At 66.5% G+C, this 12,800-nt stretch carries 15 protein-coding genes; 10 read left to right on the top strand and 5 right to left on the bottom strand.

What is annotated here, in order from left to right; all coding sequences use genetic code 11:
* Positions 1-71 precede the first annotated feature (71 nt).
* Positions 72-1,298, top strand: a complete 1,227-nt coding sequence (ilvA, locus tag NI1_RS34260) for a threonine ammonia-lyase (RefSeq protein ID WP_439957328.1) — start codon at positions 72-74, stop codon at positions 1,296-1,298.
* 6 nt (positions 1,299-1,304) lie between these two features.
* Here the strand turns inward: ilvA and NI1_RS34255 are convergent, their stop codons facing one another.
* Positions 1,305-1,628 (bottom strand): DMT family transporter, encoded by a 324-nt coding sequence (locus NI1_RS34255; protein WP_067829717.1) that lies wholly within the window; start codon positions 1,626-1,628, stop codon positions 1,305-1,307.
* 208 nt (positions 1,629-1,836) lie between these two features.
* Between NI1_RS34255 and NI1_RS38305 the strand changes: the two genes are divergently transcribed.
* On the top strand, positions 1,837-2,040 hold the full coding sequence (locus NI1_RS38305) for a hypothetical protein (RefSeq protein ID WP_157535492.1): 204 nt from the start codon (positions 1,837-1,839) through the stop codon (positions 2,038-2,040).
* 49 nt (positions 2,041-2,089) lie between these two features.
* Here NI1_RS38305 and NI1_RS34250 read toward each other — a convergent pair whose 3' ends face one another.
* A complete protein-coding gene (locus NI1_RS34250; protein WP_067829715.1) occupies positions 2,090-2,455 on the bottom strand; it encodes an antibiotic biosynthesis monooxygenase family protein in 366 nt (121 codons plus the stop codon).
* A 21-nt stretch (positions 2,456-2,476) separates the two neighbouring features.
* Positions 2,477-3,145, bottom strand: a complete 669-nt coding sequence (locus NI1_RS34245) for an NAD(P)-dependent oxidoreductase (protein ID WP_067829712.1) — start codon at positions 3,143-3,145, stop codon at positions 2,477-2,479.
* A 92-nt stretch (positions 3,146-3,237) separates the two neighbouring features.
* On the opposite strand from NI1_RS34245, the gene NI1_RS34240 reads away from it, so the two are divergent.
* The gene (locus NI1_RS34240) at positions 3,238-3,702 is read left to right on the top strand and encodes a DoxX family protein (protein ID WP_369690161.1); all 465 of its coding nucleotides are present in this window, start codon (positions 3,238-3,240) and stop codon (positions 3,700-3,702) included.
* Positions 3,703-3,726: 24 nt separating this feature from the next.
* Here the strand turns inward: NI1_RS34240 and NI1_RS34235 are convergent, their stop codons facing one another.
* Positions 3,727-4,005: a DUF4242 domain-containing protein gene (locus tag NI1_RS34235; protein ID WP_067829706.1), complete on the bottom strand. Its 279-nt coding sequence runs from the start codon at positions 4,003-4,005 to the stop codon at positions 3,727-3,729.
* Between the two features lie 183 nt (positions 4,006-4,188).
* On the opposite strand from NI1_RS34235, the gene NI1_RS34230 reads away from it, so the two are divergent.
* On the top strand, positions 4,189-6,750 hold the full coding sequence (locus tag NI1_RS34230; RefSeq protein WP_067829883.1) for an ATP-binding protein: 2,562 nt from the start codon (positions 4,189-4,191) through the stop codon (positions 6,748-6,750).
* Positions 6,751-6,754: 4 nt separating this feature from the next.
* On the opposite strand, the gene NI1_RS34225 is transcribed toward NI1_RS34230, so the two are convergent.
* A complete protein-coding gene (locus NI1_RS34225; RefSeq protein WP_245663541.1) occupies positions 6,755-7,423 on the bottom strand; it encodes a TetR/AcrR family transcriptional regulator in 669 nt (222 codons plus the stop codon).
* Between the two features lie 110 nt (positions 7,424-7,533).
* Between NI1_RS34225 and NI1_RS34220 the strand changes: the two genes are divergently transcribed.
* From NI1_RS34220 to NI1_RS34200, 6 genes are all read left to right on the top strand, one after another.
* Positions 7,534-8,679 (top strand): acyl-CoA dehydrogenase family protein, encoded by a 1,146-nt coding sequence (locus NI1_RS34220; protein WP_067829704.1) that lies wholly within the window; start codon positions 7,534-7,536, stop codon positions 8,677-8,679.
* 28 nt (positions 8,680-8,707) lie between these two features.
* Entirely contained in the window at positions 8,708-9,688 is a 981-nt protein-coding gene (locus NI1_RS34215) for an AurF N-oxygenase family protein (RefSeq protein ID WP_067829701.1), read from the top strand.
* A 173-nt stretch (positions 9,689-9,861) separates the two neighbouring features.
* Positions 9,862-10,032: a hypothetical protein gene (locus NI1_RS38300; protein ID WP_157535491.1), complete on the top strand. Its 171-nt coding sequence runs from the start codon at positions 9,862-9,864 to the stop codon at positions 10,030-10,032.
* Between the two features lie 84 nt (positions 10,033-10,116).
* The gene (locus NI1_RS34210; RefSeq protein ID WP_245663540.1) at positions 10,117-10,863 is read left to right on the top strand and encodes a helix-turn-helix domain-containing protein; all 747 of its coding nucleotides are present in this window, start codon (positions 10,117-10,119) and stop codon (positions 10,861-10,863) included.
* 54 nt (positions 10,864-10,917) lie between these two features.
* Positions 10,918-11,340, top strand: coding sequence for a VOC family protein (locus NI1_RS34205; protein ID WP_067829698.1), 423 nt, complete (start codon positions 10,918-10,920; stop codon positions 11,338-11,340).
* An 811-nt stretch (positions 11,341-12,151) separates the two neighbouring features.
* The gene (locus NI1_RS34200) at positions 12,152-12,670 is read left to right on the top strand and encodes a ferredoxin (protein ID WP_174564551.1); all 519 of its coding nucleotides are present in this window, start codon (positions 12,152-12,154) and stop codon (positions 12,668-12,670) included.
* Positions 12,671-12,800: the final 130 nt, after the last annotated feature.

Here is a 12,800-nt window from a genome sequence, read left to right as displayed (position 1 = left end):
GACATCGGTCGTCCGCAAGAGGGGCGCGGAGCGCGGTGCGCCACGAGACAGGTCCGTTAACTCCTGGCACCATGGCGGCCATGGATCTCCTGGGTCGGATCGAAGCGGCGGCGACTCTGCTGGCACCGGTCATCCGCCGGACCCCCGTGGTCTCCTCACGGGTGCTGTCCGAGCGGATCGGGCACGAGGTGCGGTTGAAGTGCGAGAACCTTCAGCGAACCGGGTCGTTCAAACCGCGGGGGGCCTACAACCGGATCGCCAATCTGCCCGAGGCCGAACGGGTGCGCGGGGTGGTGGCGGCGAGCGCGGGCAATCACGCGCAAGGGGTGGCGTGGGCGGCCACCTCGCTGGGAATCGAATCGACGGTGTTCATGCCGGTGGGTGCGGCGCTGCCGAAGTTGGTGGCCACCAAGGCATATGGGGCGACGGTGCATCAGGTGGGCGAGACCATCGACGAATCACTCGCCGCCGCACACGAATTCGCCGCGCAGACCGGGGCGACGCTGGTGCATCCCTTCGATCACCTCGATATCGTGTCCGGGCAGGCGACGGTGGCGCTGGAAATCCTGGAGCAGATACCGGATGTCGGCACGGTCCTGGTGCCCACGGGCGGTGGCGGGTTGCTCGCCGGGATCGCGGGTGCATTGCAGCGGCTGGCTCCGCAGGTCCGGGTCATCGGTGTGCAGGCCGCCGAGGCCGCCGCCTGGCCCGCCTCGCTCGCGGCCGGTAAACCGCAACGCCTGGAGAGCATGGCGACCATGGCCGACGGCATCGCGGTCGGGCTGCCGGGCGAGGTGCCCTTCGAACACATCGTGGAAGCCGCACCGGCGATCCTGACCGTCGACGAAGACGCCCTGTCCCGCGCGCTGCTGCTCTGTATGGAGCGTGCCAAACTCATCGTCGAGCCCGCGGGCGCGGCCGCTGTCGCCGCCCTGATGGCCTGCACCCCCGAGGAACTCGACCTGCGCGACGGCCCGGTGTGCGCGGTGTTGTCCGGCGGCAATATCGACCCGCTCTTCCTCACCCGGGTGGTCGGTCACGGCCTCAGCGCCGCCGGCCGCTACCTGTCCGCCCGCATCACCATCTCCGATCGCCCCGGCAGCCTCTCCCGCCTGCTCGCCGAATTGGGCCGCACCGGGGCCAGCGTCCTGGATGTCGCGCACTCCCGCACCGGGGCGTGGCTGGCCATCGACGAGGTGGAGGTCCTGCTCACCCTCGAGACCCGCGGCCCCGCCCACCGCGACGACGTCCTCACCGCCCTGGCCGACGCCGGATACGCGGTCCGCGTCCAAGACTGACGAAACTCAGTGCGCCCCACCGAGTTCCAGCGCCAGCACCCCGCCCACCACCAGCACGATCCCGCCCACCTGCACCAGCGACAGATGCTCGTCCAGGAACAGCGCCCCGATCGTCGCCACCGCCACCACCCCCACCGCCGACCAGATCCCGTACGCCACCCCGACGGGCATCCCGCGCTTCAACGCCTGCGACAGGAAGAAGAACGCCGCCCCGTACCCGATCACCACGATTATCGACGGCACCACCTTGCTGAACCCCTCCGAAACCTTCAGCGAAACAGTCGCCGTGATCTCGCAAGCAATGGCCAATCCCAAGAGCAACAAGGTCATTGCCGCAGAATAACCGCAGCTGGAAAATAAGATGCACCCCACGCCGATCCCCGGATACAGTCATCGTCATGTGGATTCAGCTGTACTCCTGAGCTTCCCGGCGCGACCTCTCCCTCGCGCTCGCCGCACCCTCTGACCGTGCGGCCTCCCCGATTCCCGACCGGCCCCCGTCCGGCGAGTCGGTCCCACATGCTCCCCAGGAGGACCCGTGCCCAAGCACCTTCCGCACCCCGAATTCGACCCCCACACAATGCCCGACCTCGAGAACGCGACTCCCCCGGAGCCGCCCCTCTCCCGCCGCGAACGCCGCGGCAAGTCCGGCAAACAACAACAAGCCTCCACCGGCAAAATTCACGGCACCGGCCGCCTGGCCATCCCACCCGCCAAGCACCAGAACTACCGCCGCGGATAACCCACCGCCCGTGGCGTTCTCACTCCGAGAACGCCACGGGCGGACTTCTTCAGCCTCGCAGCCTGGCTCCGGGTTCGACGTCGATAATGCCCTGGTAGATGCTGGGGCGGGCGGTGACGTCCAGGTTCAGTAATTGCTGGGCGCTGGCTTGCCATTCGGGGCGGGCCAGGGCTGCTTCCAGTTGGACGCCGCTTTCCCAGCTGGCGACGTTGACGAAGCGGAGTTCGGCGTCGTCGATCAGGGATTGGTGTAGGCGGGATCGGACGAAACCTGCTTGGGCGGCCATGATTTCGGCGTTCTCGCGCCAGAATTGGAGGAAGGCTTCGGTTTCCGCGACGGGGACGGTGAAGGCGTTGATCATTGTGATCGGTTCGTGGACCGGGGTTTCGGTACGGGTTACCGGTATTTCGTGCATGGTTTTCTCGATTCTGTTGTGTCAGTTGGCTACACCGATGGCGTGGCCGATGGATTGCGGCCGGTCGAGGGCGTGGAGCATGGCGTGCGCCACGTCGGCGCGGGAGATGTAGCGGCCGCCGGGGAGGTTCTCGTCGATGGCGGTGCGGTAGGCGGCGGTGCGGGGTTTGTCGGTGAGCTGCACCGGGCGGATCGCGGTCCAATCCAGGTTGCTCGTCCGCAGTTCGTCCTCCATCAGGGCGAGGTCCAGATATTGGGGGCGCAGCACGGCTTTGACGATCGGGTAGATGACGTATTTCAGGAAGAGGCCGTCGCCTTCGTCGCGCTTGGGCGGGTTCGGGTTTCCGGGCGACGGGGTGGTTCGCACCGGTGCGGCGCTGACCACGACCAGTCGACGCACGCCCGCCTCCGTCATGGCTCGCACGATCGCTTCGGTGGCCCGGGATGCCACGCCCGCCTGTTTGTTTCCCGCCGGGCCCAGCGCCGAGAGCACCGCGTCGGCGCCGCTGATCGCCGACGCCAGCTCCGCGGGATCGCCGTCGAGCACGTCCGCGGTGACCACCCGGACCGGAAACCGCTCCACCTTCCGCGCGTCCCGGACCACCGCCGTCACCTCATGCCCCGCCGTCACCGCCTGCTCCAGCAGCTGCTGCCCCACCCCGCCACTCGCCCCGAACACGACCAGCTTCATCGACCGACTCCTTCGCGACACCATCACTCGGCGGCCCTGATTCGGGCCCTCACCTCCATGACGCGTGGGAGCGGCAAAATGTGACAGCACCGATGCACGCGGGGCTGTCACACTCCGGGCGGGCCGATGGTCATGGCGGTATGGGTATCGCTCACACTTGGCCCGGATGGGTCGCTACCGGCCTGCTCTGGTTTCTGGCGTTCGAGTTCCTTCTGGGCGCGGTGACCAAATTTTGGCCTGGACCAACGTTTTTCGGCCCGGCCTACTCGGTAAAGTTCCCGGAATGGGGGTGGCCGGGCTGGTTCCGGTTCGTCGTCGGCGGCATCGAGGGCGTCTGTGCGGTGCTGTTGGCGATCCCGTTCCAGGAGGCGCGGTTTCTCGGCGCGGCGGTGCTGATACTCGTCCTGACCGGGGCCGTGGTCACGCATATCGTCAACCATCACGGGGTGAAGGAGAGTACCGCCGCACCGGTGCATCTGGTCTTCATGGTGATCATCGTGCTGGCGACCTGGCCGGCCGATTGGGTGGATGTGCTGCGGCCCGGGCAGTGGTCGTAGCTGCCCGGGCGTTTCGTGGCGAGGTCAGTGTTCGGCGGCGGTGTGCGGCCCGAACTCATCGGCTACCACCGTGACCAGATCGGCGGGGAAGCCACCGCGGCGGGCATGTTCGCGGATGGCTTCCTCGTCGTCGGCCTCGTGCAGGCAGTAGATCTTGTCACCGGCCACATAGCTGGTGATCCAGCGGTACGGGACGCCCAGCGAAGCCATTGCGGCATTGGACTTCTCGGAGATGGCGGCGAGTTCGGCGGGGGTGAGCTCGGCGGCTCCGGTGATCTGCCGTTCGATGAGGAAACGCTTCATGATTCATGCTTCCGATGCTGTTGGTGTGGGCCCGACGCGGTCGCGTTCGGTGACTTCTACGGTCGCGCGATCGGGAACCGAAATCATGGGGAGCGATTCCCTATATTGGGCGTCTCGCACCGCTGCCTATTCGGTGCAGGACCCCCTCGGAAAGGCCGTTACGCCGGTAAAATTCACCGGGTGATGCTCACCGAGCGCGAGATCGAGCTCGAGGAGCTCACCACCCGGGCGGATCGCGCCCGGGCGGGGCAGGGCGGGGCCGTGCTGGTGCGCGGCGAATCCGGGGCAGGCAAAACGGCGTTCGTGGAGACCTTCGCCGAACGGCGGGGCGAACGGGTGCTGTGGGGTGCGTGCGATCCGCTCTCCACACCACGGCCATTGGGGCCGTTGCATGATCTCGCCGAGCATTTCGACGACACCACCCGCGCGCTGCTGCGCGACGGGGACCAGTCCTACGACATCTTCACCGCGGTCTTCGACGCCCTGCGAGCTCAGCCCTCGGTGCTGGTCGTGGACGATCTGCACTGGGCGGATCAAGGCACCATCGACCTGTTCCGATTCCTGTTGCGGCGGATATCGCGCACCGATCTGCTGCTCATCGGCATCGCCCGCGATGACGAGGTCGGCGTCACCCATCCGCTGCGCGGACTGCTCGGCGATATCGCGCGGTCGCCGCACGCGCGCACCCTCACGGTGCCGCCGTTGAGTGTGGCGGCGGTGACCGCCCTCGCCGGAGACCGGCCGGTCGATCCGCACCGGCTGCACCGCTTGACCGGCGGCAATGCCTTCTTCGTCTGCGAAATGCTCGACCATCACACCGATGAACTGCCCGGCACGGTGCGCGACGCCATCCTGGCCCGCACCGCCGGATTGACCGTCGCCGCATGGGATTTGCTGAACCTGCTGACCTGCGCGCCCGGCGCGATCGCCGACCATCTGCTCACCGGCCTGGGTGTCACGCTGCCCGCGTTGCGCGCCCTCGACGACGCCAAACTGATCAAACGCAACGAGCGCGGCGTGACCTTCCGGCACGACCTGTGCCGGCTGGCCGTCGCCGGCGTCATTCCACCCGGCGCGGAACCGAGCCTGCATCGCCGTTTCATCGCCGCACATCGCGCGGCCGGGCAACCGGATCCCGCCGTCCTCACCCATCACGCACTGGGCGCGGGTGACCGCGAACTCATCACCCGCGCGGCCGCCGCGGCGGGGCGAGTATCCGCGCGTTCGGGCGCGCACACCCAGGCGGCCGAATTCTTCCGCCTCGCACTGGATCAGCATCGGCTGCCGCCCGAAACCGAGGCCGAACTGCTCGAACTGCTCGCCGCCGAGTACTACCTCACCGATCGCCTGGACGATGCGATCACGGTGTGCCGCAAGGCGATGCGTTTGCGCGCCGAGATGGACGCGCGGCCGGCGGTGAGCGCCGACCATCACGATTTGGCCGTGTACCAGTGGTACAACTCGAACCGGGCCGCCGCCGACGATCACGCGGCCGCCGCCGTGCTCGCCGCCTCCGATGCACCCGGGTCCCGCACGCAGGCCGGGCACGCCTTCGCCCTCCAGGCGTTCCTCGCCGTCCACGCCTCCCAGCTCGAGACCGCCACCCGGTTGCTGGACCGCGCCCGCGAAATCGCCCGCACTGCAGCCGATCCGCTGCTGCATGTCCGGATCGAGCTGATCACCGGCTACTGCACGATCCTAGGCGGGCAGCCCGTCGCGCGGGAGGGCATCCTCGAAATCCTCTCCGCCGGACCGCAACACATCGACGAGATCTACTCCAGCGGCTACACCAATCTGTCGTTCCTGGATGTCGAACAGCGCCGGCTCGGCGCGGCCACCGAACTGCTCGACACCTGCCTGCCGCTGATGATCGAACACGATCTGCCGGTCTGCCATGTCGTGCAACTCGGTTCGCGCAGCCGGCTCAAGCTGCTCACCGGTGACTGGCCGGGTGCGCTGGCCGACGCCGACGCCGTACTGGAGAGTCCCAGTGCACCGTTGGCGCGCGGCTGGCCGCTGCTCATCCGCGCGCTGATCGCCCTGCGTGGCAAAGGGGATGACGACGGCGGCATCGACCGGGCGTGGCAGCTCGCCTGCCGCTACCGCGAACCGATCCGCATGCTGCCGGTGGCGGCGGCGATCGTGGAGCGGGTCTGGCTGACCGGCGGCACCGACGCGCGGCTCGACCAGTGCCGCAGCCTCCTGGACAGCGTCCCCACGCTCGGATTGGAGTGGGCGCGCGGCGAATTGACCACCTGGCTACGCCGCATCGGGGACCGGATCGACGACGAATTGGTGGCGGAACCGTACCGGCTGCTGGCCGCCGGGCAATATCCGGCCGCGGCCACGGCTTTCGACGCGCTCGGCACCCCCTACGACGCGGCGCTCGCCCGCGTGGACTCCGGCGAAATCGTCCTGGTTCGCACCGCGCTCGACACCCTCGACCGGCTGGGCGCGGACGCCGTCGCCGCGAAAGTCCGATATGACCTGCGCGCCAACGGCGTTCGCGATATCCCCGCCCCGCGCCGCGCCACCACCCTGGCCAACCCGATGGGCCTCACCACCCGCCAGATCGAAGTCCTGAAACTCCTCGAACACGGCCTCACCAATGCCGAACTGGCCGAGCGCCTCTACCTGTCGGTGAAGACCGTCGACCATCACGTCTCCGCCATCCTGACCAAACTCCAGGTCCCCAACCGCCGCGATGCGGTGCGCCGCGCCCGGGAAGCGGGCCTGCTGTCCTGAGCCGCTATTCCGGTGCGGGCGAGTCCTCCAACGCCAACCCGACTTCGTCGAGCCGCTGGCGCAGCAGCAGCCAGGATTGGGCGGCGAGGCGCTCGATCAGCTGCTCGCGGCTCTCGTTGGGATGGTCGAGCCACCATTGGATCGACGCGTCGATCAATCCGTGCACGGCGATGATGAACTGGTCGGCCACGTCCCGGTGGTCGTAGAAGCCGGGAATGTATCGCCTTCCGGCGGAAGCGATTTCGAAGGCGAAGGCGCTCTCGCTGCCGCGCGGCTGATCGTCGGTGCGGGCGTAGCGGCGGCTGACCAGGAAGCGGAACAGATTCGGGTGTTCCTGCGCCCAGGTGACGTGCCGGGTGATCGGGCCGCGGATGGCGTCCATGGGCGTTTCGTGGGTGCGGATGCCGTCGCGGATGCGTTCCTTGTGCTCCCGGTACAGCCGCAGGGTGACCTCGCGGTCGAGTTCTTCCTTGCTGGCGAAGTGCCGGTAGATGTGGGCGCGGTTCAGTCCGGCGCGGGTGGCGAAGTCGCCGGTGCTGGCGTCCGGCCCGCGCTCCTCGATGGCCTCGATGGCGGCGGTGACGATCTCGCGGCGGCGCTCCTCGCCACGATCGCCGCGGCTGGCCGCGCGGCGGGCGTGCAAGCTGTCCACCTTGCCCTCTGTGTGCACCACCGACCCAGCGTATCGGTCCGGGGTCTTGCGCCGGACAACACTTCGGGTACACCATGTACCCATATGCATCGGGTACATGGTGTACCCAAACGCCTGCGCCCAGGAGAACCATGTCCGCCCACCGCTCCCCCTGGCACACCGACGAACTCGACGCGCTGCGCGAGCTGGCTCGCACCTTCTGCGAAAAGGAATTGCAGCCCCACGCCGAACGCTTCGCCGCCCAGCATCAGGTCGATCGCGAGCTCTGGAACAAGGCCGGTGAGCTCGGCCTGCTGTGCATGTCGATTCCGGAGAACTACGGCGGCGGTGGCGGCACCTTCGCGCACGAAGCGGTGCTCATCGAGGAGCAGGCCCGGTCCGGAGATACGGCGTGGGGCGCGAGCCTGCACAGCGGCATCGTCGCGCACTATCTGCTCGCCTACGGCACCGAGGAGCAGAAGCAGCGGTGGCTGCCGAAGATGGCCAGCGGCGAGGTGGTCGGCGCCATCGCCATGACCGAACCGGGCACCGGCTCCGATCTCCAGAACGTCAAGACCAAGGCCATTCGCGAAGGCGACGAGTATGTGGTGAACGGTGCGAAGACCTTCATCACCAACGGTCAGCAAGCCGATCTGATCATCGTGGTCGCCAAGACCAACCCGGAGGATCGTGCCGCCGGCATCTCGCTGATCCTGGTCGAGGGCGACCGGGCGGGCTTCCGGCGCGGCCGGGTGCTGGACAAGATCGGCCAAAAGGGCCAGGACACTTCGGAACTGTTCTTCGACGATGTCCGGGTTCCGGTCGCCAACCTGCTCGGCGAGCAGGAAGGATTGGGCTTCATCCAGCTCATGCAGCAGCTGCCCCAGGAGCGGTTGATCATCGCCGTCGGTGGCGTCGCGGGCATGGAATCGGCGCTGGCGCAGACGATTTCCTACACCAAGGACCGGCAGGCATTCGGCAAGCCGATCTTCGCCTTCCAGAACACCAAGTTCACCCTGGCCGAGGTCGCCACCGAAACCCGGGTCGCGCGCGTCTTCGTCGACGATTGCGTATCCCGGCACCTGAAGGGCGAGTTGGATATTCCGACCGTGGCGATGGCGAAATGGTGGATCACCGACCGCGCCATGTCGGTAGCCGATGAATGCCTCCAGCTGTTCGGCGGCTACGGCTACATGACCGAATACCCGATCTCGCGCATGTGGACCGACGCTCGCGTCCAGAAGATCTACGCGGGCACCAACGAAATCATGAAGGAAATCATCGCCCGCTCACTGTGAGGGCGTTCCGGACCATCAGGAGGCAACAATGACGTTGGCGGCGCCGCGAGGCAACTCCTACCACGAAATGCTGGCCACCCTCTCCCAGGGCTCGGTCGACATGAATTTCGACCCCTTTCTCGACATCGATTGGGATTCACCGGAATTCGCCATCGACCGCGACGACCCGCGCTGGGTGCTGCCGGCATACGATCCGCTCGGCGGCACCAGCTGGTATCGGAACCAGCCGCTGGCGCGGCAGATCGAGATCGGCCGCTGGCGGATGGCCTACGCCATCAAGGTCGGTCTCATGTTCGAGAGCATCCTGATCCGCGGCATGATGCAGTACGTCATGAAGCTGCCGAACAACTCCCCCGAGTTCCGGTACTGCATGCACGAAATGACCGAGGAATGCAATCACATCCAGATGTTCCAGGAGCTGGTGAACCGCATCGGTGAGGATGTCCCCGCCGGTAGAAGGCATTTCCGGGCGCTGTCCCCGCTGATCGGCGTAGCCGGCGGCTACGCCCACCTCATCCTTTTCATCGGCATCCTCGGCGGCGAAGAACCGATCGACCACCTGCAAAAGGAAATCATCCGCAACGGCGCGAACATCCCCCCGGCCGTCCTGCGCTGCATGCAAATTCACATCGCCGAGGAGGCCCGCCACATCTCCTTCGCCGGCGAATTCCTGAAATCCCACCTGGCCCAGACGAATCCGTTGTTCAAACAGATCTGCGGCATCGCCTTCCCCATCGCCATGCGCTGGCTGGCCGGCGAAATCACCGTCCCCCCGAAATCCTTCGCCCGCGAATTCGGCATTCCCGACGAGGTTTTCGCCGACGCCTACTGGCGCTCCCCCAACTCCCGCCGCATCCTCTCCGGTTACTTCGGCGATATGCGCCGCCTGGCAACCGATCTCGGCCTCATGAACCCGGTGACCCGCCGCCTCTGGCAGGTCCTGAACATCGACGGCGCCCCCTCCCGCTACCGCAGCGAACCCGACCGCACCGCCTTCACCGCGCCGTAAACCGACCGGACCGTGGTGACGCGCGCGCCGCACGGCGGATCGGCGTGTCGGCTGTGCGGAGTTTGGTGTCGAGCCGGCGGGGGTACCGCTTGGTTTCGGGGCATCGCACCCGATCTTGGTGATTGATCAGGACATTCCCGCCCAAATGCTTCAAACCCCCGAGGAGACCTGAGTTGGCGCAAACACGCGAATCGGCCGTACCGAACAAGTTCGGCTTGCACCGTCTAGCGCTTCGGGTCGCGCCGGGATTGTCCGACGCCGCGCTCGCCGAACTCACCACGGCCGCCGAGCGGCTGCGCCGCGAGGAAGGACTGCCGCCGGTCGAGCTGACCGCGCAATGGTGAAACCCGCATTGTGCCCGCGCCGATTCGAAGCCACCCCTGGCCGGCCATGACCTGAGACCGATTGCCAGTGCTAGTTTCTTGGCCGTGAGCTTCGAACCGGACGCTGGCATCGAGCAGCGACTGTCCGATTCGCCTTATATGGAGCGGGTCTATCGAGCCGGGTCGGACACCGGGGCGGTCGCGTCGCGGATGCGGTCGGTGGCCAATTCGAATTGGGAACTCGTCGTCTGGCGCGATCGCGGACAGACACACGTTTCGGTTCGCGGCCCGGAGACCGGCCCCACGGTGCTGGAATTGGGCCCCGGCACGGGCGAAACGCTCGGAATCATCTTCCGGCACGGTGCGTTCCTGGCGCCGATGCCGATGTCAGCGCTGGTGGACACCGCGGTGTCGAGTCCGCACGCCACGGCCCGCTCGTTCGCACTACAGGGCGAGCAGTGGGAGATTCCGTCCTACGACAACGCCGACGTTTTCGTGAACCGCCTGGTGAGGGCCGGCCTGCTGATGCGTGATCCGCTGGTCACCGATGTGCTGCGCGGCGATACGACAACGTTGGTCACGCCGCGGTCGGTGCAGCGGCGGGTGGCCGCGGCGACCGGGCTGACACAGGGAGCGATCCGGCAGATCGAACGGGCCAGACAGGCCGTACTACTCCTACAGCACGGAATGCCGCCGATCGAAGTCGTACAGCGGACGGGCTACCACGACCAGCCGCATCTTGCGCGTTCGCTGACCCGGTTCATCGGTCGCACCGCCTCCCAGCTGCGGCAAACCGACGATGACGAGATGCTGTCGCTTCTGTACAAGACCGAAGTCGAGGTGCGTCCCTAGGTTTGTGATGTCGCCGCGAACACCCGGCACACCGACCATTCTTGGAGGCACGCAATGGCATTCACCCAGATCTACATCAACCTGCCGGTCACCGACCTGGAAGCGAGCAAAAAGGTCTACACGGCCCTGGGAGCCACGATCAACCCCGACTTCACCGGAGACACCTCCGCCCAGCTGGTCTTCGCCGACGCCCTCGCGGTGCAGCTGATGACACGCGAAACGTTCGCGACCTTCACCAAACGAGACATCGCCGACGGCCCGATCGAGGTGATCAACGCCCTCGCCGCCGAATCGCGCGAAGAAGTCGACCGCCTCGCCGACGCGGCCCTGGCCGCAGGAGCCACCGAACCACGTGAGATCCAGGACCTGGGCTGGCTGTACAACCGGGCGATCAACGACCCGGACGGCCACTGCTGGGAACTCCTGGCCTACGACGCGAGTGCAATGAGCGAGGACACCACGCCCCTCGAGGATTGACATCGATTACTTCGGCTGCCCACCAGCCGAAGTCGTCGGTCCTTCCCATGCCTAGTAGCGGTAAGTGAAGTAGCCCGACGGCCGTGCGTGATGAATGTGCCGCAACAGATAGACGTCCACGCCGTCAGATCCTAAGTGCGACAAAATCTATCGCCTACGAATCGGCGAGCGCCCGAACCTGCAATGCGACGGCGGCATAATCAATCCGCTCGGTAGTGTCCACGAGCAGCACGCGACCCACTCCGAGCGGTACCGCGTGCGCAGCCCAGTCGTCCCAGTTCTCAGCCCCGAACCCAAGGTCGTCTTGCCCGCGCCGGAAAGACCATTCACCAAGACCAGCAACCCGTCCACACGTCGATCATGAACTCCTTTCGACCCTCAGTGGATCATCTCCCTGCGGCACTCTGAAATGTGTCATAGCCTTGGAACATGACCGCATTCGAACCGGTACGGCCCTCCAACGTTCCGAAGAACTGGCGGCCGTGTACATCCTGCGACGCCACCGGCGACATCATGCTCCCGCCCTGTCACCGCACAGACCCACCGCGACACCAGCAATGCAGCCGCTGCAACGGGATCGGGTGGCGTCCCCCGGACCGCGTGGTGCGCGAGTCGCCCGGCGTCAAGGCCAAGTTCAACACGGGCCGGTAACGACGAGGAATCCTCCTGCCGGACAGGATGTCACGGGGAAGCCGCCCAACCCGCGGGCATACAGTCTCCCCTGCGGCATTCCAGGAAGTCCCTCTTCGCCCGCGTGCCGTATATGCGGAATGCTGGTGTCGTGAATGGTCTACCGCAACATTGGGATCCGATGACTTCGGTTCAGCGCGATCTCAACGATTCCGTCTATCACGGTGACAAGTGGAAGGACCGGCATTGGATGAACGTGCCGGGGCCCTTCTACACAGCGCAGACCGATACCTGTTGGACCGGAAGGATTCACGCGCCGCGCAACGTGCTCTACGGCGGTGAGTATTACAACGAGTTCGTCTACCGCCAGCCCAACTCGCCGGCCGAGGTCGAATGCCTGCTGGAGGCAGCAGACGCAGACCCGTTCGACGGCTATGCCTGTGATGGGGACTCGCGATGGACGCCCGCAGCCGTTCGTGCGTGGTGGAGTGACCGCGGTAAGGTTGCCGACCACCTTGCGCAGTTGCTCGCCGAGTACACCAGGGAGGGCGCTCACACGTTGGAAGGAGAAGCGGCAGAAGGTGTCCGGGACTTCCTCGCATATCTGGCCACCGACCTCGAATCCGATCTTCGGAGGTACGTATTCAGATTGGAGAACGGGCGATATCCGGCCCCCGGTGACCCGCTGCCAAACCTGTAGCAAGGCCACGATCGGCCCGACACAGAGCTGCTCACCGCGTTCATCGGCCACCCGCAATACCGCGACAACTACGCCGGGGGTGGTCCTGAAGACCCACGATGCCGAGCGTGACTGGGGTTGGGTTATCGGA

It is taken from the genome of Nocardia inohanensis NBRC 100128 (assembly GCF_001612945.1).
Taxonomy (GTDB): Bacteria; Actinomycetota; Actinomycetes; order Mycobacteriales; family Mycobacteriaceae; genus Nocardia; species Nocardia inohanensis.
This window is presented reverse-complemented; position numbering and strand designations above follow the sequence as displayed.

Excerpts from the sequence above, each read along its gene's own strand:
- NI1_RS34255 (WP_067829717.1), bottom strand. The coding sequence starts at position 1,628 with ATGACCTTGTTGCTCTTGGGATTGGCCATTGCTTGCGAGATCACGGCG.
- NI1_RS34200 (WP_174564551.1), top strand. The coding sequence starts at position 12,152 with ATGACTTCGGTTCAGCGCGATCTCAACGATTCCGTCTATCACGGTGAC.
- NI1_RS34215 (WP_067829701.1), top strand. The coding sequence starts at position 8,708 with ATGACGTTGGCGGCGCCGCGAGGCAACTCCTACCACGAAATGCTGGCC.
- NI1_RS34205 (WP_067829698.1), top strand. The coding sequence starts at position 10,918 with ATGGCATTCACCCAGATCTACATCAACCTGCCGGTCACCGACCTGGAA.
- NI1_RS34245 (WP_067829712.1), bottom strand. The coding sequence starts at position 3,145 with ATGAAGCTGGTCGTGTTCGGGGCGAGTGGCGGGGTGGGGCAGCAGCTG.
- NI1_RS34250 (WP_067829715.1), bottom strand. The coding sequence starts at position 2,455 with ATGCACGAAATACCGGTAACCCGTACCGAAACCCCGGTCCACGAACCG.
- NI1_RS34230 (WP_067829883.1), top strand. The coding sequence starts at position 4,189 with ATGCTCACCGAGCGCGAGATCGAGCTCGAGGAGCTCACCACCCGGGCG.
- ilvA (WP_439957328.1), top strand. The coding sequence starts at position 72 with ATGGCGGCCATGGATCTCCTGGGTCGGATCGAAGCGGCGGCGACTCTG.
- NI1_RS34235 (WP_067829706.1), bottom strand. The coding sequence starts at position 4,005 with ATGAAGCGTTTCCTCATCGAACGGCAGATCACCGGAGCCGCCGAGCTC.
- NI1_RS34240 (WP_369690161.1), top strand. The coding sequence starts at position 3,238 with ATGCACGCGGGGCTGTCACACTCCGGGCGGGCCGATGGTCATGGCGGT.
- NI1_RS34220 (WP_067829704.1), top strand. The coding sequence starts at position 7,534 with ATGTCCGCCCACCGCTCCCCCTGGCACACCGACGAACTCGACGCGCTG.